The sequence below is a fragment of the Microbacterium petrolearium genome, assembly GCF_054782875.1.
Genome location: NZ_BAAGRQ010000004.1, coordinates 82,304 through 103,854, shown reverse-complemented (window position 1 = coordinate 103,854; position 21,551 = coordinate 82,304). Strand labels below are relative to the sequence as shown.

Sequence of the window (21,551 nt, the reverse complement as noted above, 5' to 3'; positions counted from 1 at the left end):
TCCTACTTCTGGGAGCCGGCGAGCATCGCCTGCACGAAGTAGCGCTGGAAGGCGAAGAACACGATCAGCGGCACGATCATCGACAGGAACGCGCCCGCCGAGAGCACGTCGATGTTCGACCCGAACTGACGCAGCTGCGACTGGATCGCCACCGTGAGCGGCATCGACTCGGAGTTCGTGAAGATCAGCGCCACGAGCATGTCGTTCCACGTCCACAGGAACTGGAAGATCGCCAGCGACGCGACCGCCGGCATCGCCAGCGGCAGCATCACCGTGAAGAAGATCCGCCACTCCCCCGCGCCGTCGATCCTGGCCGCCTCGATCAGCTCGCCCGGCACCTCCGTGAAGAAGTTGCGCAGCAGGAAGATCGCGAACGGCAGGCCGAACGCCGTGTGGAACAGGATGACGCCGAGCACGCTGCCGAAGATGCCGAGCGCGCCGAACAGCTGGGCGAGCGGGATGATCGCCACCTGGATGGGCACGGCCAGCAGCACGATCACGACGATGAGCAGCCAGTCGCGCCCAGGGAACTGCATCCACGCGAACGCGTAGCCCGCGAGCGATCCGATCAGCACGACGAGGATCGTCGTGGGCACGGCGATGACGATCGTGTTCCAGATCGATCCCGTGATGTCGGGGTTCTGCAGCAGGTTGGCGTAGTTCTGGATCGTCAGCTCGGCCGGCTTGGTGAACACCGTCCACCAGCCGGACTGCGCGTTGTCGCCGGCGGAGCGCAGCGACGTCAGGAACAGCCCGATGCTCGGGATGAGCCAGAACAGCGCGACGATCATCAGCACGACGTTGACGATCGTGCTGCCGAGGGCGTCGGCGATGCGCTGTCCGGCCGTCTTCTTCTTCGTCACCAGTCCGAGCGCTGCGGCGGAGGTCATCGGGCCTTCTCCTGACGGAACCTGCGGACGTTCATGATCATCGACGGCAGCACGAGGATGAGCAGCAGGATGGCCAGCGCCGAGCCGAGGCCCTGGTTGTTGCCGCCGCCGAACGACTGCGTCCACATCTCCACCGCGATGACGTTCGCCGCAGGTTTCGAGGCGCCCGGTGGGATGACGTACACGAGATCGAAGATCTTCAGCACGTTGATGATGAGCGTGACGATCACGACGATGAGCACGGGCGCCAGCAGCGGGACCGTGATCTTCGTGAACACCTTCCACTCGCTCGCGCCGTCCATGCGCGCGGCCTCCTGTAGCGAGCGATCCATGGCCGACAGGCCCGACGCGATCATGACCATCGCGAAGCCCGCCCAGATCCAGATGTACGACAGGATGACGACGGCGTTGATGAACGACGCCGACAGCCACGAGACGCCCTGGCCGCCCTCGTCGAAGTTCGCCGCCGGCAGCGCCACGGTGTAGCTCTCGCCCGCCGTGAGGCCCTCGATCGTGTACTCGCCTCCCGCGCCGGTCGTCGCGTAGCCGGCGATCGATCCGTCCGGCGCCACCGCGTCGACCCGGATGCCGGGCAGACCGCTCTTGCCCTCCTCGATCTCGCCGTTCGTGCCGCCGCCGCCGCGGATGACGTCGAGGAACACCGTGCCGGAGATCTCGGTGTCCGCGGCCGAGTCCACCGCCTGCGCGTCCTCCGCCTCCTCCGGCAGGTCGGACTGGCGCACGCCCGTCAGGGCGAAGTTCTGGATCGAGCCGGGCTGCACGGTCTCCTCGGACGAGATGATGCCGCGGTCGGCCACGATCCCCGTGCCCTCGCGCGGACCGGCGCCGGGGTAGTTCGCGGCGTCGCCGAACCAGCCCTGCACGCCGACGATCGCGGCGTTCACGGCGCCCAGGTTCGGGTTCTCCTGGAACAGGCCGCGGAAGATCACGCCGGCGGCGAGCATCGAGATGGCCATCGGCATGAAGATGATGAGCCGGAAGGCCGTCTTCCACGCCAGCTTCTCGAGCAGCACCGCGAAGATCAGTCCGAGGATCGTGCACGCCGCGGGGGCGACGATCACCCAGATGACGTTGTTCCGGATCGCCGTGAACGTCGTGTCGTTCGTGAACATCGTCACGTAGTTCTCGAAGCCCACGAACTGCCCGCCCGAGCGATCGAAGAGCGAGCGGACGACCGTGTAGACGATCGGGTAGACGACGAACGCGCCGAGGAAGACCAGCGCGGGCGAGAGGAACGCCGCGGTGATGACGAAGCGCCGCCAGCCGCCCCGCTCCGGCTTCGCGCTCGGAGCGGGGGCGACGGGCGGCGCGGCGGTGACGGCCGTCACGGCGCGCTCAGCCCTCGTAGGCCGAAGCGGCCGCCGCCTCGAGACGCTCCATGGTGCCCTGGACGTCGGTCGGGTCCTGGTAGAACCCGATCATCTCCTGCCAGAAGCCCTGCCCCTGCGTGCCGCCGAACGCGCTCGGCGTGAGGTCGGACATGTCGAAGCGGAACGTCTCGGCCTCCGTGAGCGACTCGGCGATCTGCTGCGAGACCTCGTCCGGGTACAGCGACGTGTCCACGTTCTGGTTCGGCGAGGTGAGGCCCCCGTTGGGCACCCAGATCTCCGCCGCCTCCGGGCTGGCGAGGAACTGCATGAGCGCGTCCACGGCGGGGTCGTCGCTGAACGCGACCGCGACGTCACCGCCGCCGACCACCGAGGGCTCCGATCCGTTGATGGCCGGGAAGTCGTAGAACAGCGCGTTCTCGCCCACCACCGAGTTGCCGTCGGCGGCGATGTTGCCGGCGACGAAGTCGCCCTCGAACACCGTGCCGGCGTTCGGGCTCGCGCCGAACACCTCGGTCACGCTCGTCGGGAAGTCGCGCTGGTCGCCGCCGGGCTGCACGACGTCGCTGCCCCACAGCTCGGCGAGCACCTCGAGCGTCTCGGCCACCGACGGATCCGTCCACGGGATCTCGTGGTTGGTGAGCTGGTCGTACTTCTCGCCGCCCGCGACGCGCAGGTAGGCGTTCTCGAACCAGTCGGTGAGCGGCCATCCCACATCGGCGCCGATCGAGATGCCCGCGTAGCCCGCGTCGGTCACGATCTGCAGCTGCTCGAGCCAGTCGTCCCAGTCCTCCGGCTCGGCGGCGCCGGCCTCGTCGTAGATGTCGGCGTTGTACCAGACCGTCGACTTGTTCGCGGCCTTGAACCAGACGCCGTACGTGGAGCCGTCGACCGTGGCGAGGTCGATCCAGTCCTGCGAGTAGTTCTCCTCGACCGCCGCGAGCGCGTCGTCGCTGAGCGGCACGATGTCGCCGTTCGTGGCGAGCTCCTGCATGAGCGCGGGCTGCCCGATCACCGCGACGCTCGGCGGCGTGCCGCCCTCGAGCTGACCCTGGATGTAGGTGGGGCCGTTGTCGCCGAAGCTCGTGTAGTTCACGGTGGCGCCGGTCTGCGACTCGAACTCGTCGAGCACCGCCTCGAAGTTCTCCTGCTCGGCGCCCGACCACGCGGCGACGACGTTGAGCTCCTCGCCGGAGAACTCGCCTCCGCCTCCGCCCCCGTCGCCTCCCGCGCAACCCGTCAGCGTGAGCCCGACGGCCCCCGCCGCTGCGACGAAGATGACCCTGCGGTTCCGGTTCGCACTCATGACGCTCCCTGAGACTTCGGCGTTCTCGGTCTCCGCCACGCGACTCCGCGAGCGGACGATGCAGTCACCCTACTGGGGCCGCCGCTCGGGCTTCAACGCCTTGACAGAACCGTGATCTGCGACAGGGCCGACCGGCGGCGGGAACGACGAAGGCCCCGGGATCGCTCCCGGGGCCTTCGTGAGGTGTCTTGCGACGCGAGGGGTCTTACTTGAGACCCACCGTGGCGCCGGCCTCCTCGAGCTTCGCCTTGGCGGCCTCGGCGGCCTCCTTGTTGGCGCCCTCGAGAACAGGCTTCGGCGCACCGTCGACGAGCGCCTTGGCCTCGCCGAGGCCGAGCGAGGTGAGCTCGCGGACGGCCTTGATGACCTGGATCTTCTTGTCGCCGGCGGCCTCGAGGATGACGTCGAACTCGTCCTTCTCCTCGGCGGCCGGGGCGTCGCCGCCCGCGGCGGGGGCGCCCGCGGCGGCAACCGCGACCGGGGCCGCAGCCGTGACATCGAAGGTCTCCTCGAAGGCCTTCACGAACTCGCTGAGCTCGATGAGGGTGAGCTCCTTGAACGCGTCGAGCAGCTCCTCGGTGCTGAGCTTCGCCATGATGTATCTCCTGTGTGTTGGGGGTTTGGTGGTCGATCACTCACCGCGTGTTACGCGGCGGTCTCCTGCTTCTCACGCAGCGCCTCGACCGTGCGGACGGTCTTCGACAGCGGCGCCTGGAAGAGGGCGGCAGCCTTCGACATCGAGGCCTTCATCATGCCGGCGACCTTGGCCAGCAGGACTTCACGGCTCTCGAGGTCGGCCAGCTTGCTGACCTCCTCGGCGCTCAGGGCGGCGCCATCGAAGTAGCCGCCCTTGATCACGAGAAGAGGGTGTGCCTTGGCGAAGGCACGCAGACCCTTGGCGACGGCGACGGGGTCGCCGTGCACGAAGGCGATGGCCGACGGGCCCTTGAGCTCGTCGTCCAGCGCCGTGATCCCCGCGTTGTTCGCGGCGATCTTGGTCAGCGTGTTCTTCACCACGGCGTATTCCGCGTCCTGACGAATGCTGTTGCGGAGCTCCTTGAGCTCGGCAACCGTCAGGCCGCGGTACTCGGTGAGCAGTACGGCGGTCGAGTCCTCGAAGTTCTTCGTGAGCTCGGCGACCGATGCTTCCTTCTGCGCCATGGCCACTCCTTGATGTGTACGAGGCGCTCCGCGGAGGCGGGGCGCCGACCGTTTCCCACCACACGGCAAAACAAAACGCTCCGGCGCAAGCGCACGGAGCGTGAATCCTGGAATCAGGAGAATCGTTCGTGACACCTGCGCGGGCCCCTGCTGAGCAGTGCTTCGATCCTCATGCGCTTGCGCACACGACGATGACCGGCGGTCTTCGGCTCCGTCCATGCTACGCCATCGCCGCGGCACCGCCAAACCGGGCCGGGCGCGCGCGTCGGATCGGAGGCGTCGGCGGGCGGGGTTAGGGTCGAGGAGATGTCTCCCGAACTGCAGGCCCGGATCGTCGCGGACTCCCGCGACCGGGTCGGCTGGCTGCGCGCGAGGGCCGCGGGCATCACCGCGACCGACGTGGCGCAGCTGACGGGGGACGGCGCGATCCAGCGGGCGGCCGACGCCAAGCTCGGCATGGGGTCGCGCTTCGGCGGCAACGCGTACACCGATCACGGCCGGCGCCGCGAGCCCGAGATCGCGGCCTGGGTGGCCGCGACGCACGGCATCCAGCCCTCGAGCGCGCTCTTCCACGCCGAGCTCGAGAAGCGCCACCTGGCCACGCCCGACGGACTGGCGCAGGACGCCGCCGGCCGGATCACGCTCGCCGAGATCAAGACGACGAACAAGTCGTGGCGCACGATCCCGCGCACCTACCTGCGCCAGGTCTGGTGGCAGCAGCACGTGCTGGGCGCCGAGCGCACGCTGTTCGCCTGGGAGGAGCACCGCGACTTCGCCCCCCTGCACGACGAGCCCAAGTGCGTGTGGATCGATCGGGACGATGCGGAGATCGATCGGCTGGTGCGCCTGGCCACCGCGCTCATCGACGAGCTCTACCGCCGCACCACCGGCAACGAGGTGCCCCGCCGCCGCGCGCTCACCCCGCGCGAGGAGGCCCTGCACCGCGCCGCCTCCCGCTCGGCCTACCGCGCCCTCGCCCTCGCCCTCGCCGACTGACGCGTCCTCCCGCGCCTCCCACCCGCCGGCGCCCACCACCGCGAGCCGTGTCCGCAAGTCTGTGCGAAGTCCGCACGTTCGGACGCGCGGATTCGACACAGACTTGCGGATATGGGATTAGTTGACGTAGTGCAACCATTTGGGTATGGTTGACGTTCAGCAACTTCTGCGCGACGACGAGGTCGTGCCCCATCCGATCTCGTGAAAGGCCCGCATGACCGCGCCCGCTGCCACCCGCATGTCGCATCGTCAGGTGCTCGAGGCCCTCTCCGGCCTGCTCCTGGCGATGTTCTGCTCGATGATGACGATGACCGTCGTCGGCACGTCGATGCCCGTGATCATCCCCGATCTGGGCGGCACCCAGACCCAGTACACGTGGGTCGTCACGATGACGATGCTCACGACGGCCATCTCGACGCCCATCTGGGGCAAGCTCTCCGACCTCGTCAACCGCAAGACCCTCATGCTCATCGCGCTGACGATCTTCGTGGTCTCGAGCGTGGGCGCCGGCTTCACGCCGAACGCCGAGATGCTCATCGCGTTCCGCGCCCTGCAGGGCATCGGCGGCGGCGGCATGCAGGCGCTCAGCCAGATCCTGATGGCCGACATCATCAGCCCGCGCGAGCGCGGCCGCTACATGGGCCTGTTCGCCGGCGTCATGGCCGTCGGCATCGTCGGCGGACCGCTGCTGGGCGGCCTGCTGACCGACACCGTGGGCTGGCAGTGGAACTTCTTCGTGGGCGTGCCCCTCGGCATCCTCGCGTTCATCGTGATCACCAAGACGCTGCGCGTCGAGCCGCGCGAGGCGCAGAAGGTGCGGATCGACTACCTCGGCATCATGCTGCTGAGCGTGGCCGCCGGCTTCCTGCTCGTGTGGATCACGAACGTCTCCGACTACGGATGGAACAGCTGGCAGACCTACACGATGGTCTCGATCGGGGTCGTCGCCGCGATCCTCTTCGTCGTCGTGGAGCGCCGCGTCGCCGAGCCGCTCATCCCGATGGATCTGTTCCGCAACCCGACGTTCACGCTGTCGGTGCTCGCCTCGATCGCCATCGGCGTCTCGATGTTCGGCATGAGCGTCTACCTCGGCCAGTACATGCAGATCTCGCGCGGCTTCGGACCCACCCAGGCCGGTCTGCTCACGCTGCCCATGGCGATCGGCATGCTCGGCTCCTCCACCGTCGTCGGCAACCTCGTCACGCGCTTCGGCAAGTGGAAGAGCTTCCTCGTTGTCGGCGCCGTGCTGCTCACGATCGGCTCGTCGCTCATGTCGACGCTGCGCTACGACACCCCGCTGTGGCTGGTCGGCGTGTTCATGTTCCTCGTGGGCGCCGGCACGGGCATGACGATGCAGAACCTCGTGCTCGTCGTGCAGAACACGACCGACCCGAAGAAGATGGGCGTCGCCAGCTCCGGCGTGAACTTCTTCCGCTCGGTGGGCGGCACGGTCGGCACGGCCGTGATGGGCTCGGTGCTCGCCGCCAGCATGACGCAGCAGCTCACGGATCGCGCGGCCGACGTGGCCGCGGAGGTGCAGAAGCTCGGCCCGGAGGGCGTGTCGATCGCCGAGGAGCTCGCCTCGGGCGCGCTGCCCGCCACCCGCACGCTGCCGGAGGGCATCGCGACGATCATCGAGGATGTCTCGGCCCAGGCGATCTCACACGCGTTCGTCGTGGCGATCCCGATCGCGCTGCTGAGCCTCATCGCGATCTGCTTCCTGCCCAACAAGCCGCTCACGCGGCAGACCACCGTCGAGCGCCTGCGCGCCGAGAAGGCGGCCCGCGAGGCCGCCGGCGGCGAGCAGCCGGCGAACGGCGAGCGCGATTTGACGGCCGAGGACGAACACCCCATGCTGGCCAGCGTGAGTCAGGTGTCGCTGGCGGCGACGGGCGCGATCCCGCTGCCCGCCGAGGACCGGGACGGCGAGGGACGCGGATCGGCGGAGGGCGAGCGGCGATGAGCGAGGGCGCGGGCGGGGCGCGGGCGGACGAGCCGGACGACGCCGCCCGCGACGACGCGATCCGCCGCGTCGAGAGCGAGTTCTCGGAGATCGCGCAGCGCTTCCGTCGCATCATCACGCGCAACGCCGAGCTGCTCTCCCCCGGTCTGCTGCCGGGCGCCTACAAGGTCTTCACGACGATCGTGCGCCACGGCCCGGTGAAGGCGTCGGAGCTGGCCGAGCGGATGATGCTCGACAAGGGCCAGCTCAGCCGGCTCATCGCCATGCTCGAGGAGCGCGAGCTCGTCGTCCGCTCACCGGACCCCACCGACCGCCGCGCACAGCTCCTCGAGGCGACGCCCGCCGCCAAGGCCCGCCTCGAGGAGGTCCGGGGCCCGCGGGACGGCCTGTTCCGCGAGCTGCGGGCGTGGCCCGTGCACGACGTGGAGCGCCTGGCCGACCTGCTGCACAGCCTCGTGCAGGGCGCGCCGGGCGGGCCGGCCGAGGACTGATCCGGCGCCGCGACACGCGGATGCTGTTTCCTCGCCGAAACACCGGCGACTCACGCATCGGGTTGACTGTTCGCACCGGTGCGACGACGCGCCGAGCACGCAGGAGGGGGTGCGACCCATGAGATTCCGGCCGCTGCGTTCCAGCAGCACGGCGCTCGCCAGCGAGCCCGTGCCCGAGACGCCCGACACGATGCGCGCCGCGGTGTTCGACGCTCCGGGAGGCGCCGACGTGCTGCGCCTCGACCGCGTGCCCACGCCCGCGCCCATCATGAACGAGGTGCTCGTGCGGGTCGTGGCCGCCGGGCTGAACCCCATCGACGTGAAGACGCGGGCGGGGCGGGGCGTCTCCGGAGGCATCGCCTCGTGGCCCGCCGTGCCCGGCTTCGACTTCTCGGGCGTGGTCGTGAAGTCGCCCTACGAGGCCCATCCGCTGGCGCCCGGCACGCCGGTGTTCGGGATGGCGGCCGTGCCCCGCACCGGCGGCAGCCACGCGGAGTACGTCGTGGCGCCGTCGACGGCGGTGGCGCACAAGCCCGCCTCGCTGTCGCACGCCGAGGCGGCCGGCGTGCCCCTCGCGGCGCTGACCGCATGGCAGCTCGTGGTCGAGGTCGCCCACGCGCACGAGGGTCAGCGCATCCTCATCCACGCGGCGGCGGGCGGCGTGGGGCACTTCGCCGTGCAGTTCGCGTCGTACTTCGGCGCCCACGTGACGGCGACCGCGTCGGCCCGCAACACCTCGTGGCTGCGCGAGCTCGGCGCCGCGGTCGTCGTCGACTACACGAGCACCCGGTTCGAGGAGGTCGTCGGCACCGTCGACGTGGTGATCGACCTCGTGGGCAATGTGTCGGCGCGCACGGGATCGCGCTCGCTGACGGTGCTGCGACCCGGCGGCCTGCTCGCCTCGGTGCCGACCGGATCCTGGCCCGGATACGCCGAGGAGGCCGCCGCGGCCGGCGTGCGCGCCACGTCGTTCAAGGTCGTGCCCGACGGGGTCGCGCTCGGCACGATCGCGCGCCTGCTGGAGTCGGGATCGGTGCAGGCGTACGTGGACGAGGTGTTCCCGCTCGCCGATATCGCCGCCGCGCATCGCCACCTCGAAGAGGGGCACACCCGCGGCAAGGTCGTGCTGCAGGTCGCCGAGGGCTGAGCGGCGCCGGCCCCCTACCGGCCCGCGAGCGCGTCGGCCGCGGCCGCCACGAGCACCTCGTCGAGCGCCTCCAGCAGCGGCGAGCGCAGGTGGCGGCGCTGCCAGTGCAGCGGCACGACCGCCTCCTCCTCGCGGATGCGCACGAGGCCCGGCGGCGCCATCTGCTCGGGCACGAGGCCCCAGCCCATGCCCGCCGCCACGGCGCTCACGAAGTCCTGCGATCCGGGGATGAAGTGCCGCGGCGTGCGCGTGTGGTCCACGCCCCTGGCCGCGAGCCACCGCCCCTGCAGCTCGTCGCGGCGGTCGAACTCCAGCACGGGCGCCCGGGCGAGCGCATCGGGCGTGGCGCCGTCGGGCAGCCACCGCGCGATGTAGTCGGGCGTCGCGCACGCGAAGTACCGCATCGCGCCCAGCGGCACCACGGTGCAGCCCGCGACGGGCTCGTCCTGCGACGTCACCGCGCCGATCACCGCCCCGGAGGCGAGCATCCCCGCCGTCGCGTCCTGGTCGTCGCGCAGCAGCTCGAGATCGACGGGCCGATCGGCGGCGAAGCGGGCAAGCGGATCGAGGATCCACGTGGCGAGCGAATCGGCGTTGACCGCGAGCGGGAGCCGCACGCGGGCGCCCTCCAGACCGAGCTCGCGCGCCGCGTCGTGCTGCAGGATCGCGTACTGCCGGGCCAGCCGCACGACGGCCTCCCCGGCCGGGGTGGCCCGCACGGGGCGCGAGCGCACGACCAGCACGCGGCCGAGCTCGGACTCGAGGGCGCGCAGGCGCTGGCTCACCGCCGAGGGCGAGATGCCGAGGTCGATGGCGGCGTACTCGAGGCTTCCCGCGTCCACGACGGCGGCGACGGTCTCGGCGAGCTCGGGGGCGATCCGCATGACCCGACGCTACATGAAGCGGTGCTTCATGTGGTGAAGGATCGTGAACTGGCCTTCGTATCGCGCGCGGCCTACCGTGGGAGCGTGCTCTCCGCTTTCCTCTCCGGTCTCGGCATCGGACTCTCCCTCATCGTCGCTGTCGGCGCGCAGAACGCCTTCCTGCTGCGCCAGGCCGCCAAGCGCGAGCACATCGTGGCCGTCACGCTGTTCTGCATCCTCAGCGACCTCGTCCTGATCGGCGCCGCCACCGGCGCCGTCGGCTACGTGGCCTCGCACGCGCCGTGGGTGCTCGAGGCGGCGCGCTGGGCGGGCGTCGTGTTCCTCGCCTGCTACGGCCTCATGGCCGCCCGGCGCGCATGGCGCCCGACCGGCGAGGTGCTCGTGGCCGCGCCGGACGCGCCCGCGCCGCAGAGCGCGACGGGAACGGGCGGCACGGCGGTGCTCACGCGTCCGCGCACGGGCACGCTCGCGGCGGCGCTGCTCACGTGCGCCGCGATGACGTGGCTCAACCCGCACCTGTGGCTCGACACCGCCATGCTCGGCTCGATCGCCAACACGTTCGGCGACGACCGCTGGACGTTCACGGCGGGCGCCATCACCGGCTCGGTCATCTGGTTCACCGCGCTCGCGGTCGCCGCGACGCTGCTGGGCCGCTACCTGCGCACGCCCCGCGCATGGCGCATCCTCGACACGATCATCGCCGTCGTGATGCTGGTCCTCGCGATCCGCCTCGCCCTCGGCTGACGCGCCTCGCCGCTCCGTTCCAGCAGCCGATGGGCGCAACCGATCGGTGAACCCCCACGGTTGCTGAACGAAGTGAGCGAAGCGAACGAAGATGAAGCGACCCCAGCAAGTCCACAACGGTTGCTGTGGTCGCTTCATCTCCGCGCCTACGGCGCTCCGTTCAGCAACCGACGGGGTCCAACCGATGGGTTCAACCGATGGGTTCAACCGATGGGTTCAACCGATGAGGTGCAGCCGATGGCGCTCCCACCGGTCACTGTGCGAGCGCGAAGCGCGAGCGTGCGGCCGCCGATGCGGCCGCCCCGCGGCGCGAAGCGCCGCCTCGCTCTCGCGGGACGCGAGAGCGCGAGCACGCGAGCGGCACGGCGAAGCCGTGCCCGAGCGCGCGCAGATTCAAGAAAAGAAACAGCCCGCGAAGCGGGTGCCCGAGCGCGCGCAGACGCTTCTGAAAAGAAAACAGACGCTTCTGAAAAGAAAACAGAACGGGCCCCGTCCGAAGACGGGGCCCGTTCTGCTTGCTGTGTTACGCGATCGCCTTGACGTCCAGCGGGATGCCGGGGCCGAACGTGGTCGACACCGAGCCCTTCTGGATGTACTGGCCCTTGGCGCTCGACGGCTTCAGGCGGACGATCTCGTCCAGCGCGGCCGTGATGTTGGCCTCGAGCTGCTCCGGCGCGAACGACGCCTTGCCCACGATGAAGTGGATGTTGGCGTGCTTGTCGACGCGGAACTCGATCTTTCCGCCCTTGATCTCCTCGACGGCCTTGGCCGGGTTCGGGGTGACGGTGCCCGTCTTGGGGTTCGGCATGAGGCCGCGGGGGCCCAGCACCTTGCCCAGGCGCCCGACCTGGCCCATGAGCTCCGGCACCGCCACGGCGGCGTCGAAGTCGGTCCAGCCGGCGGCGACCTTCTCGATGAGCTCGGCGCCGCCGACCTCATCGGCGCCCGCGGCGATGGCGGCCTCGGCGGCCGCACCGTTCGCGAACACGATGACGCGGGCGGTCTTGCCCGTGCCGTGCGGGAGCATGACGGTGCCGCGCACCATCTGGTCGGCCTTGCGGGGGTCGACCGAGAGCTTCAGCGCGACCTCGACGGTGGCGTCGAACTTCTTCGAGCCGGTCTCGCGCGCGAGCGCTACGGCCTCGGCGGGCGTGTAGTACTTGCCGGCCTCGATCTTCTCGGCGGCGGCGATGTAAGCCTTGGACTTGGTAGCCATTGTCGTGATCCCCCTCAGTCCTCGACCGTGATGCCCATGGAGCGGGCGGTGCCGGCGATGATCTTCGAGGCGGCCTCGAGGTCGTTCGCGTTCAGGTCGGGCTGCTTGGTCTTGGCGATCTCCTCGACCTGCGCCTTCGTGAGCTTGGCGACCTTCACCGTGTGGGGCGTGGCCGAGCCGCTCTTGACGCCCGCGGCCTTCTTGATCAGCTCAGCGGCCGGCGGGGTCTTCAGGACGAACGTGAAGCTGCGGTCCTCGTAGACGGTGATCTCCACGGGGATGACGTTGCCGCGCTGCGACTCGGTCGCCGCGTTGTACGCCTTGCAGAACTCCATGATGTTGACGCCGTGCTGACCCAGGGCGGGTCCGATCGGCGGCGCCGGGTTGGCCTGGCCGGCCTGGATCTGGAGCTTGATGAGCCCCGAGACCTTCTTCTTCGGTGCCATTGCACATTCCTTTCGTCGAGTGGATGCCGGATGCATCCGCTCTCCCGCATCCGGGAGCCATCCCGGAAGCGGTGGCGATCGTTCGCGCAGACAGGGCGCAAACCAGACAATCCTAGCAGGAATGCACGAGAGCCGCCCCCGGAAGGGAGCGGCTCTCGTGGGGATCCCGTGGGATCAGATCATCTTGGAGACCTGGTCGAACGACAGCTCGACCGGCGTCTCGCGCTCGAAGAGCGAGACGAGGACCGTGAGCTTGCCGCTCGCGGCGTTGATCTCGCTGATCGTGCCGGGCAGGCCCGCGAACGAGCCCTCCTTGATCGTGATGGTCTCGCCCACCTCGAAGTCGACCTCGGCGGGGATGACGCGCGGCGCGGCGCCGGTCTTGGCGGCCGACTTGCCCGAGGCGGCGACCTTCTCGGCCTCCTTGATCTCGGCGAGCGGCTTGAGCATGTTGAACGCCTCTTCGAAGCGCAGCGGCGTGGGGTTGTGCGCGTTGCCGACGAAGCCGGTCACGCCGGGCGTGTGCCGCACGACCGACCAGGTGTCCTCGTTGAGCTCCATGCGCACGAGCACGTAGCCGGGGATGCGCACGCGCGTGACCATCTTGCGCTGGCCGTTCTTGATCTCGACGACGTCCTCCATCGGGACCTCGACCTGGTAGATGTCGTCCTCGACCTCGAGCGTCGACTTGCGCTGCTCGATGTTGGCCTTCACCTTGCGCTCGAAGCCCGCGTAGGAGTGGATGACGTACCACTTGCCCTCGAGGGACCGCAGCTCGGCCCGGAACTCGGCGTAGGGGTCGTCGCCGTCGGCCGCCTCGGCCGCGCCCTCGTCGGTGCTCTCCGCCGGCTGCTCGTCGTTCTCCGCGGTGGTGTCCACGCCGTTCTCGGCGGCGTCGTCGGACAGCACCTCCGCGGCGGCCTCCGCCTCGGCCGTCTCGTCGATGTTCAGTGCGTCGTTCACGATCGCGTCCGCCTCCGGGTCGTCGATGTCGATGTCTTCGTCCGCGTCGCCCAGGTCGCCGTCGATGTGCATGGCACCGCGCTCGGCCGCCTCGTTGGCGCGCTCCTCGGACGCGAGGACGTTGCCGTCCTGCGCCTCGTCGTCCTCGCTCGACTGCTCTGCGGCGGTCGCGAGGTCGACGTCGTCGAAGTGGTTCTCAGGCACGTGGTTCTTCTCTTCCGTTCGTGCGTCGGGATCAGCTCGGCACGCCGAACACGACGGTCGCGACCCACGAGAACACGATGTCGAGCCCGTACACAAGGCCCATCACGACCACGACGAAGCCGAGCACGACGGCCGTGAACTTCAGCAGTTCAGAGCGGGTCGGCGTGACGACCTTGCGCAGCTCGGCGATGACCTGGCGGAAGAAGATCAGGATCCGCCCGAAGAAGCCGGGCTTCTTCTCGGTCGCGCCGTTTGCCGCGACGATGTCGCCCGAAACGTCCTTGGCCATTCGCTACCTTTCGTGAGCCAGCTGACGCTGACGCGCAGGGCGGACAGGAATCGAACCTGCAACCTGCGGTTTTGGAGACCGCTGCTCTGCCAATTGAGCTACCGCCCTAGAGGATCCGCGATCCTCGGGTGTCGTCCAGACCCCTCCGGGCATGCCGAAAGAATGCAGACAACTGCACGCACCAGTGTACGGCATGCGCCCGGAGCGACGACACGCGGCCCCGCGCCCCGGGCGCGTCGCGACCGCCGGGGCGTCAGTCCGCGGGCAGCAGCGTGTACTTGGGCGAGAGGTACTCGTGGATGCCCTCGAAGCCGCCCTCGCGCCCCATTCCCGACTGCTTGACACCGCCGAACGGCGCCGCGGCATTCGAGATCACGCCCACGTTGAGGCCCATCATGCCCGTCTCGAGGCGGTCGATCATGCGGTGACCGCGCGCGAGATCCTGCGTGTACACGTACGAGACGAGGCCGTACTCGGTGTCGTTCGCGAGCGCGACGGCCTCGTCCTCGGTGGCGAAGGTCGCCACGGCGAAGACGGGCCCGAAGATCTCCTCCGACATGATGCGCGCGTCCGGGGCGAGGCCCGAGAGCACGGTCGGCTCGTAGAACGTGCCAGGTCCGTCGATTCGCGCCCCGCCGCGCACGAGCGTCGCGCCGCGGTCGACGGCGTCGCGCACGAGCTCGTCGGCCTTGGCCACGGCGTCCTCGTCGATGAGCGGGCCGATCCGCACGCCCTCCTCCGTGCCGCGCCCGACGCGCATCCCGGCCACGCGCTCGGCGACCCGCCGCGTGAACTCCTCGGCGACGTCCTCGTGCACGATGATCCGGTTGGCCGCCGTGCACGCCTGCCCGACGTTGCGGAACTTCGCCGTCATGGCGCCGTCGACGGCGGCATCGAGATCCGCGTCGTCGAAGACCACGAAGGGCGCGTTGCCGCCCAGCTCCATCGACACCCGCAGCACATTGTCTGCCGCCTGCGCGATGAGCTTCTTGCCCACGGCGGTGGATCCGGTGAACGACAGCTTGCGCAGGCGCGGATCGGACAGGATCGGCTCGGCGACGCGGCTCGACGACGAGGAGGTGATGACGTTCACGACGCCCTTGGGCAGGCCCGCCTCCTCCAGCAGGGTGACGAAGAGCATCGTGGTGAGCGGGGTCAGCTGCGCGGGCTTGATGACGCTCGTGCAGCCGGCCGCCAGCGCCGGCGCGAGCTTGCGCGTGGCCATCGCGAGCGGGAAGTTCCACGGCGTGATGAAGAAGCACGGCCCCACCGGCCGCTGCGACACGACGATCCGGCCCGTGCCCTCGGGGTTCAGCCCGTAGCGGCCCGTGATGCGCACCGCCTCCTCGCCGAACCACCGCAGGAACTCGCCGCCGTAGGCGACCTCGCCCAGCGACTCGGCGAACGGCTTGCCCATCTCGATCGTCATGACGAGCGCGAGGTCCTCCTTGCGCTCCTGCACGAGCTCCCACGCCCGCCGCAGGATCTCCCCGCGCTGCCGCGGCGGCGTGGCCGCCCACTCCTCCTGCGCGGCGACGGCCGCGTCGAGCGCGGCCGTGGCGTCGTCCGCCGTCGCGTCCGCGATGCGCGCGATGACCTCGTTCGTGGCGGGATCGCGCACCTCGAGCGTTCCCCCACCCGTCGCGTCGACCCATTCGCCCCCGATGAACAGCCCCTTCGGGATGGATCCGATCAGCGTCTTCTCGTCCATGTGCTCGCTCCTCCTGTCCGCGGGGACCGCGCCGCGGCCTCCCCGGCCCATCGTGCATCAGCGCGCCGCGGATCGCGAGGGCGCGCCGCGGGGCCTGACGGCGGGGAGGGCGTGGTCCTACGATTGACGCGTGACCGAACGCGCGCCGCTGTCCCGCAAGATCTCCGCCATCGCCGAATCCGCCACGCTCAAGGTGGATGCCAAGGCGAAGGCGCTGAAGGCCGAGGGCCGCCCCGTCATCTCGTACGCGGCCGGCGAGCCGGACTTCCCCACGCCGCCGTTCATCGTCGAGGCCGCGGCGGAGGCGCTGAAGGACCCCGCGAACTTCCGCTACACCGCGGCCGCCGGGCTGCCCGCGCTGCGCGAGGCGATCGCCGCGAAGACGCTGCGCGACTCGGGCCTGGAGGTCTCGCCGTCGCAGATCATCGTGACCAACGGCGGCAAGCAGTCGGTCTACCAGGCGTTCCAGGCCGTCGTGAACCCCGGTGACGAGGTCCTGCTGCCCGCGCCGTACTGGACGACCTACCCGGAGGCGATCCAGCTCGCCGACGGCACGCCCGTCGAGGTGTTCGCCGGGTCCGAGCAGGACTACAAGGTGACCGTCGACCAGCTGGAGGCCGCGCGCACCGATCGCACGACGGCGCTCGTGTTCGTCTCGCCCTCCAACCCCACCGGATCGGTGTACACCGAGGAGGAGACGCGCGCGATCGGCGAATGGGCGCTCGCGCACGGCATCTGGGTGATCACCGACGAGATCTACCAGAACCTCACCTACGACGGGGCGCGGGCCGTCTCGATCGTCGAGGCCGTGCCCGAGCTGGCCGGCCAGACGATCCTCGTCAACGGCGTCGCCAAGACCTACGCCATGACGGGCTGGCGCGTGGGCTGGATGATCGGCCCGGTCGACGCGATCAGGATCGCGGCGAACCTGCAGTCCCACCTCACGAGCAACGTCAACAACGTCGCACAGCGCGCCGCGATCGCGGCGCTGAGCGGGCCGCAGGACGAGGTGGACCGGATGCGCGAGGCGTTCGACCGCCGCCGGCGCCTGATCGTCGACGAGCTGTCGCGGATCCCGGGCGTCTCGGTGCCGACGCCGCAGGGCGCGTTCTACGCCTACCCCGACGTGACGGGCCTGCTCGGCCGCGAATGGGCGGGCCGACGGGTCGAGACCTCGCTCGAGCTGGCCGATCTCATCCTCGACGAGGCCGAGGTGGCCGTCGTCCCCGGCGAGGCCTTCGGCCCGAGCGGCTTCCTGCGCCTGTCGTACGCGCTCGGCGACGACCAGCTGCTCGAGGGGGTGCGCCGCCTGCAGCGCCTGTTCGGCGCCTGAGCGGCCGCGACCGCCCCTCGCTGCCGATATACGCCGTCCGGATCCGTCCGGTTCCATTGAGGCGCACCCCACGGCCTCCTACGATGAACACGCAGGCTCGGTCCTACGGAAGCGCCCCTGCACCATCCCCCACCCGCGCGACGCGCGTCGCGTGAACCCCGACTGCAGGGAGACGCCTCCGCATGAGCACGTCCACGACCGACGGCGGCGGTCGCCGCGAAGAATTCGACGACCTGTTCCCGACGGGATCGCCGGAGCAGGCCGAGTTCTCGATCGGCTTCCGCGGCTACGACCGCGAGGAGGTGGACGCGGCGGTCGCCGACCTCGGCTCGAAGCTGCAGAGCGTCTCGGCGCGGCTCGCCTCGCTCGAGGACCGGCACCGCCAGGAGCTCGAGGAGCAGCGCGCCGAGGCCGAGCGGCTGCGCGCGGAGGCCGAGCGGCTGCGCGCCGAGTCGGAGGAGCGCGCCGCGCAGCTCGCGGCGGCGCAGGCGAAGGCCGCGGAGGCGGAGCAGCAGATCGCCGCGCTCACGACGGAGCTCTCGGACGGCGCGGGCGACGGCGATCAGCCGCAGACCCGTCAGCAGTTCGAGGCCGTGCTGCGCGTGGCCGAGGAGCAGGCGAACACGCTCATCCAGAACACCGCGCTGCAGGCCGAGCGCCTGCTCGAGGCCGCGCGCGACGACGTCGCCGCGCAGCGCGCCGAGCTCGACGCCGATGTGGCGCGCATCACGGCGCAGGCCCAGCACGACGCCGACCAGATCCGTCTCAAGATGGAGACGGAGTACATGGCGCACGAGGCCCGCATCGAGCGCGAGGCGAAGCACGCCGCCGAGAAGGTGGCGCAGGCCGAGCGCGAGGCGGCCGCGATCCGCACCGAGGCCGAGAAGGGCGCCGCCGCGCTGCGCGCGCTCGTGACGAGCGAGACCTCGCAGCTGCGCGCCGACACGGAGCGCGAGGTGCGCGAGATGAACGCCCGCCTGCTGGAGTTCGAGGAGTCGCTCACCCGCCGCCAGGACGACGCGCAGCAGGAGTTCCTCGTGCTGCACAACCAGGCCGTGGCGCACGCCGAGCGGATCACGGCCGACGCGAACGAGCAGGTCGCCGCGTCGCTCGAGCACGCCCAGCGGATCTCGGCGAAGGCCGACGACTACGAGCGCCTGATGCGCGCGCAGGCGGCGCAGATCGAGGCCGACGCGCAGGTGCGCGCCCGCGAGACGCTCGAGCGCGCGCGGGCGAAGGCCCAGAAGATCGTCGAGACGGTCACGGGGCACACGACGGCCGTGCTGCACGACGCCGAGGACCGCGCCCGCCAGCTGCGCTGGCAGCAGCAGCAGCTGACGAGCTTCATGGCGGAGGTGCGCGAGCTGATCCGCCCCGACGGCCCGCTCTCCGCCGCGCCCGAGGCGCCCGGCGCCGACGCCGACGCCGACGCACAGGGCGAGCCCTCGCGCGCCGACTGAGCCCCGGGCCCGCCGGCCGAGCCCATGTCCGCAAGTCTCTGTCGAATCCGGCTGTTCAGACGCGCGGACTTGGCAGAGACTTGCGGACAAAGAGACCGGCGCGCGCCGACTGAGCCCCGGGCCCGCCGGGGCGGCCGCCGAACGGCGTCAGCGGCCGCTCACAGCTCCACGCCGACGAACAGCGGCTCGGGGCGCAGCTCGATGCCGAACTCCTGCGCCACGCGCATCTGCACGAAGCGGGCGAGCTCCGCGATCTCGCCGGCGGTCGCTCCCCCGCGGTTCGTGATCGCGAGGGTGTGCTTGGTCGACAGCGAGGCGCGCGAGCGGCCGAGCCGGAACCCCTTGCGCAGGCCCGAGTGCTCGATGAGCCACGCCGCGCTCACCTTCACGGGCGCCTGGCGTGGCGCGGGGGCGGGCACCCACCCGTCGAACCGCTCGAGCGGGATCACCGAGACGGCGTCGATGTCGGGCTCCATCGGCCAGCGCGGGCAGTCGGCGGGCAGCGAGCGCGCCTCCTGCTCGGTGACGATCGGGTTGTTGAAGAACGAGCCGGCGCTGCGGGTGTCGTCGTCGGCGGCGTCGAGCACCATGCCCTTGGCCGCGCGGATGCGCAGCACGGTGTCGCGGATCGACGCCAGCGAGGCCTCCGCACCCGGCGGCAGGCCGATCGCCGACGCGATGCGCGCATCCGTGACGGGGCGCGGATCCGTGCCCACGCGCTCGAGCTCGAGCGTGAGCGAGAGGATCACCGCCGAGCGCGCGGGCTCCTCGCCGTAGTGCCGCTTCAGGTCGGAGGTGCGCGGGCCGAGCCCCAGCTCGGCGGCGGGCACCACGTGCACCTCGCCGGTGGCCTCGTCGATGAGCTCGACCTCGACGAGCGTCTGCACGATCTCCTGCCCGTAGGCGCCGACGTTCTGGATGGGCGCCGCGCCGGCCGTGCCGGGGATGCCCGACATCGCCTCGATGCCGCGCAGGCCCTGCGACACCGACCAGGCCACGAGCTCGTCCCAGTTCTGCCCCGCCTCCACGCGCACGCGCACGCGCCCCTCCGGCGCGCCGGGAACCTCTGCGAAGCCGGTCGTGAGGATCCGCACGACGGTGCCGTCGAAGGGCTCGTCTCCCGCCAGCAGGTTCGATCCGCCGCCGAGCACGAACCAGTCGTCGCCGTCGGCCCACACCTCCCGCAGGGCCGCGACGAGTTCATCGCGCGTGCGCGCCTCGACCATGCGGGCGGGCGCGGCGCCCACCTGCAGGGTCGTCAGCCGCGACAGCGGGATCGACTCGGCCGGCTCCGTCACACCCGCACCCGCAGCTGGGCCTTGCCGAGCACCTTCGTCTCGCCGTGGCTCACCGTCAGGTCCACGCGCACCGTGCCGTCGTCCTCGACCTTGCCGACGGTGGCGACGATCGCCACGTCCGCGCCGGCCTCGGCGTCGACGACGACGGGCTTGGTGAACTTCACGCCGTACTCGAGGATGCGGCCGGCGTCGCCGAGCGCATCGGCCACGACCGATCCGGCGATGCCCATGGTGAGCATGCCGTGCGCGAGCACGCCGGGCAGGCCCACGCACTGGGCGACATCGTCGCGGTAGTGGATCGGGTTGAAGTCGCCCGACGCCCCGGCGTAGCGCACGAGCGACTCGCGCGTGAGGTGCACGGTGCGCTCGGCGAGCACGTCTCCGGCGTTCATTCGGCCCCTCCCACGACGAGGATCGAGGTGGTCGTGACCACGTGCGCACCGTCGGCGTCGACGACGTCCGACTCGCTCGTGACCATCGACGCGCCGCCCATCGCGCGCACCTGCGTCACGCGCAGCGTGGCGGTGAGCTCGTCGCCGGCCAAGATCGGGCGCGAGTAGCGGAACCGCTGCTCGGCGTGCACCGTGCGCTCCAGCACGATGCCGGCGGACTCGTCGCCCAGCAGCTGCTGCAGCGTGAGGTCCTGCACGACCATCGCGAAGGTCGGCGGCGCCACGACATCGGCGTAGCCGAGGGCGCGCGCGGCCTCGACGTCGTGATGCTGCGGGGACTGCGCGAGCACGGCGCGCGCGAACTCGCGCACCTTCTCGCGACCCACGAGGTACGGCGGCGTCGGCGGGAACTCCCGGCCGACGAGATCAGGATTCACGGCCACCGTTCGATCCTACGCGGCTTGTCGTGGCCGCTCCCGGTCAGCGGCCCTGGCGGCCGGCGCGGATCGCGCGCTGCGCCATCTGCGCGGCGATGAGCACGAGGAACGCCACGAACAGCCAGTTCGCCACGACGGGGTCCACGACGCCGGCGACGATCGCCCCGAGCGGCGTCGTGACGCACGTCGCCAGGGCGATCACCCCCGCGGCCGCCCAGTCGATGTTGCGGTTGCGCCAGTTGCGCCACGCGCCCGACATGGTCGTGGGGATCATCATGAGCAGCGACGTGCCCTTGGCGACGAGGTCGCTCGCGCCGAAGAGGAGGATCAGCACCGGCACGACGATGATCCCGCCGCCCACGCCGATGAGGCCGGACAGCACGCCCGTGACGACGCCCGTCGCGATGAGCGCGAGCCCGATCCAGACGTTCATCGGCACGTCTGCGCTGCGGTCCGGGATGATGAAGAAGAGGCTGATCATGACGACGACGAGGAAGCCGACGAAGATCCAGCGCAGGGCCGCCTCGCTGATCCGATGCAGCAGCTGCGCCCCGATCGGCGCGCCGACGACGCCGCCGACGGCGAGCAGCGCCGCCGCCAGCCAGTTCACCTGATCGTGCGCGGCGTAGGAGATGACGCCGACCGCGGCGGTGACGATGATCGACGCGCCCGACGTGCCCGAGGCGAGCTTCTGCCCGAACGCCGCCAGCAGCACGAGCAGAGGCACGATCACGGTGCCGCCGCCCACGCCGAACAGGCCGGACATGAAGCCGGAGACGAGGCCGATCGCCACGAACGCGAGGTAGGTCCTGGGGGTGCGGGCGTCGGCGGTCATCGGGCTCCTGTTCTCGGCGGCAACCGCTCCACGCTA

22 protein-coding genes and 1 tRNA gene are annotated in these 21,551 nt (G+C 70.7%); 7 read left to right on the top strand and 16 right to left on the bottom strand.

The features are described 5' to 3' along the window. Positions 1 to 2: 2 nt before the first annotated feature. The 5 genes from ACYVJ0_RS04840 to rplJ all read right to left on the bottom strand — a co-directional run bounded on the left by ACYVJ0_RS04840 (position 3) and on the right by rplJ (position 4,706). The gene (locus tag ACYVJ0_RS04840) at positions 3 to 890 is read right to left on the bottom strand and encodes a carbohydrate ABC transporter permease (RefSeq protein ID WP_449855199.1); all 888 of its coding nucleotides are present in this window, start codon (positions 888 to 890) and stop codon (positions 3 to 5) included. After that, positions 887 to 2,239, bottom strand: a complete 1,353-nt coding sequence (locus ACYVJ0_RS04835; RefSeq protein ID WP_460816355.1) for an ABC transporter permease — start codon at positions 2,237 to 2,239, stop codon at positions 887 to 889. The genes ACYVJ0_RS04840 and ACYVJ0_RS04835 overlap by 4 nt, the downstream gene beginning before the upstream one ends. Before the next feature lie 7 nt (positions 2,240 to 2,246). After that, positions 2,247 to 3,545 (bottom strand): ABC transporter substrate-binding protein, encoded by a 1,299-nt coding sequence (locus ACYVJ0_RS04830; RefSeq protein ID WP_460816354.1) that lies wholly within the window; start codon positions 3,543 to 3,545, stop codon positions 2,247 to 2,249. Between the two features lie 205 nt (positions 3,546 to 3,750). After that, positions 3,751 to 4,140 (bottom strand): 50S ribosomal protein L7/L12, encoded by a 390-nt coding sequence (rplL, locus tag ACYVJ0_RS04825; protein WP_449855275.1) that lies wholly within the window; start codon positions 4,138 to 4,140, stop codon positions 3,751 to 3,753. A gap of 50 nt (positions 4,141 to 4,190) precedes the next feature. After that, complete coding sequence (rplJ, locus tag ACYVJ0_RS04820; protein ID WP_460816352.1) at positions 4,191 to 4,706, bottom strand: 50S ribosomal protein L10; 516 nt, start codon at positions 4,704 to 4,706, stop codon at positions 4,191 to 4,193. 306 nt (positions 4,707 to 5,012) lie between these two features. Here rplJ and ACYVJ0_RS04815 point away from each other — a divergent pair, with 306 nt between their 5' ends. The 4 genes from ACYVJ0_RS04815 to ACYVJ0_RS04800 all read left to right on the top strand — a co-directional run bounded on the left by ACYVJ0_RS04815 (position 5,013) and on the right by ACYVJ0_RS04800 (position 9,303). Beyond that, complete coding sequence (locus ACYVJ0_RS04815) at positions 5,013 to 5,702, top strand: YqaJ viral recombinase family protein (protein ID WP_460816350.1); 690 nt, start codon at positions 5,013 to 5,015, stop codon at positions 5,700 to 5,702. 214 nt (positions 5,703 to 5,916) lie between these two features. Then, the gene (locus ACYVJ0_RS04810; protein ID WP_460816349.1) at positions 5,917 to 7,665 is read left to right on the top strand and encodes an MDR family MFS transporter; all 1,749 of its coding nucleotides are present in this window, start codon (positions 5,917 to 5,919) and stop codon (positions 7,663 to 7,665) included. After that, positions 7,662 to 8,156 carry a MarR family winged helix-turn-helix transcriptional regulator gene (locus tag ACYVJ0_RS04805; RefSeq protein ID WP_449855271.1) on the top strand — a complete coding sequence of 165 codons (495 nt, stop codon included), beginning with the start codon at positions 7,662 to 7,664 and terminating at the stop codon, positions 8,154 to 8,156. The genes ACYVJ0_RS04810 and ACYVJ0_RS04805 overlap by 4 nt, the downstream gene beginning before the upstream one ends. Before the next feature lie 118 nt (positions 8,157 to 8,274). After that, the gene (locus ACYVJ0_RS04800; RefSeq protein ID WP_449855270.1) at positions 8,275 to 9,303 is read left to right on the top strand and encodes an NADP-dependent oxidoreductase; all 1,029 of its coding nucleotides are present in this window, start codon (positions 8,275 to 8,277) and stop codon (positions 9,301 to 9,303) included. A 14-nt stretch (positions 9,304 to 9,317) separates the two neighbouring features. Here the strand turns inward: ACYVJ0_RS04800 and ACYVJ0_RS04795 are convergent, their stop codons facing one another. Then, entirely contained in the window at positions 9,318 to 10,187 is an 870-nt protein-coding gene (locus tag ACYVJ0_RS04795) for a LysR family transcriptional regulator ArgP (RefSeq protein WP_460816347.1), read from the bottom strand. A gap of 84 nt (positions 10,188 to 10,271) precedes the next feature. On the opposite strand from ACYVJ0_RS04795, the gene ACYVJ0_RS04790 reads away from it, so the two are divergent. Then, a complete protein-coding gene (locus ACYVJ0_RS04790) occupies positions 10,272 to 10,931 on the top strand; it encodes a LysE/ArgO family amino acid transporter (protein ID WP_460816346.1) in 660 nt (219 codons plus the stop codon). A gap of 523 nt (positions 10,932 to 11,454) precedes the next feature. On the opposite strand, the gene rplA is transcribed toward ACYVJ0_RS04790, so the two are convergent. The 6 genes from rplA to ACYVJ0_RS04760 form a co-directional block, all read right to left on the bottom strand. Continuing rightward, positions 11,455 to 12,147, bottom strand: a complete 693-nt coding sequence (rplA, locus tag ACYVJ0_RS04785) for a 50S ribosomal protein L1 (RefSeq protein WP_449854138.1) — start codon at positions 12,145 to 12,147, stop codon at positions 11,455 to 11,457. A 14-nt stretch (positions 12,148 to 12,161) separates the two neighbouring features. Beyond that, entirely contained in the window at positions 12,162 to 12,593 is a 432-nt protein-coding gene (gene rplK, locus ACYVJ0_RS04780) for a 50S ribosomal protein L11 (RefSeq protein WP_449854137.1), read from the bottom strand. Positions 12,594 to 12,767: 174 nt separating this feature from the next. Next, positions 12,768 to 13,760, bottom strand: a complete 993-nt coding sequence (gene nusG / locus ACYVJ0_RS04775; protein ID WP_449854136.1) for a transcription termination/antitermination protein NusG — start codon at positions 13,758 to 13,760, stop codon at positions 12,768 to 12,770. A 31-nt stretch (positions 13,761 to 13,791) separates the two neighbouring features. After that, positions 13,792 to 14,049 (bottom strand): preprotein translocase subunit SecE, encoded by a 258-nt coding sequence (gene secE, locus ACYVJ0_RS04770; RefSeq protein ID WP_449854135.1) that lies wholly within the window; start codon positions 14,047 to 14,049, stop codon positions 13,792 to 13,794. Positions 14,050 to 14,084: 35 nt separating this feature from the next. Then, a tRNA-Trp gene (locus tag ACYVJ0_RS04765) sits at positions 14,085 to 14,157 on the bottom strand. A 145-nt stretch (positions 14,158 to 14,302) separates the two neighbouring features. Then, the gene (locus ACYVJ0_RS04760; RefSeq protein WP_449854134.1) at positions 14,303 to 15,760 is read right to left on the bottom strand and encodes an NAD-dependent succinate-semialdehyde dehydrogenase; all 1,458 of its coding nucleotides are present in this window, start codon (positions 15,758 to 15,760) and stop codon (positions 14,303 to 14,305) included. Positions 15,761 to 15,890: 130 nt separating this feature from the next. Here ACYVJ0_RS04760 and ACYVJ0_RS04755 point away from each other — a divergent pair, with 130 nt between their 5' ends. Then, positions 15,891 to 17,093, top strand: a complete 1,203-nt coding sequence (locus tag ACYVJ0_RS04755) for a pyridoxal phosphate-dependent aminotransferase (protein ID WP_449854133.1) — start codon at positions 15,891 to 15,893, stop codon at positions 17,091 to 17,093. A gap of 182 nt (positions 17,094 to 17,275) precedes the next feature. Beyond that, complete coding sequence (locus ACYVJ0_RS04750) at positions 17,276 to 18,553, top strand: cell division initiation protein (RefSeq protein WP_460816343.1); 1,278 nt, start codon at positions 17,276 to 17,278, stop codon at positions 18,551 to 18,553. A 158-nt stretch (positions 18,554 to 18,711) separates the two neighbouring features. Here the strand turns inward: ACYVJ0_RS04750 and ACYVJ0_RS04745 are convergent, their stop codons facing one another. The 4 genes from ACYVJ0_RS04745 to ACYVJ0_RS04730 are packed head-to-tail and all read right to left on the bottom strand — an operon-like array spanning position 18,712 to position 21,515. After that, positions 18,712 to 19,851, bottom strand: a complete 1,140-nt coding sequence (locus tag ACYVJ0_RS04745; protein ID WP_460816341.1) for a UDP-N-acetylmuramate dehydrogenase — start codon at positions 19,849 to 19,851, stop codon at positions 18,712 to 18,714. After that, positions 19,848 to 20,243: a MaoC/PaaZ C-terminal domain-containing protein gene (locus tag ACYVJ0_RS04740; RefSeq protein WP_460816339.1), complete on the bottom strand. Its 396-nt coding sequence runs from the start codon at positions 20,241 to 20,243 to the stop codon at positions 19,848 to 19,850. The genes ACYVJ0_RS04745 and ACYVJ0_RS04740 overlap by 4 nt, the downstream gene beginning before the upstream one ends. Continuing rightward, the gene (locus tag ACYVJ0_RS04735) at positions 20,240 to 20,686 is read right to left on the bottom strand and encodes an FAS1-like dehydratase domain-containing protein (protein ID WP_460816338.1); all 447 of its coding nucleotides are present in this window, start codon (positions 20,684 to 20,686) and stop codon (positions 20,240 to 20,242) included. The genes ACYVJ0_RS04740 and ACYVJ0_RS04735 overlap by 4 nt, the downstream gene beginning before the upstream one ends. Positions 20,687 to 20,723: 37 nt before the next feature. Continuing rightward, complete coding sequence (locus ACYVJ0_RS04730) at positions 20,724 to 21,515, bottom strand: sulfite exporter TauE/SafE family protein (RefSeq protein WP_449854128.1); 792 nt, start codon at positions 21,513 to 21,515, stop codon at positions 20,724 to 20,726. Positions 21,516 to 21,551: the final 36 nt, after the last annotated feature.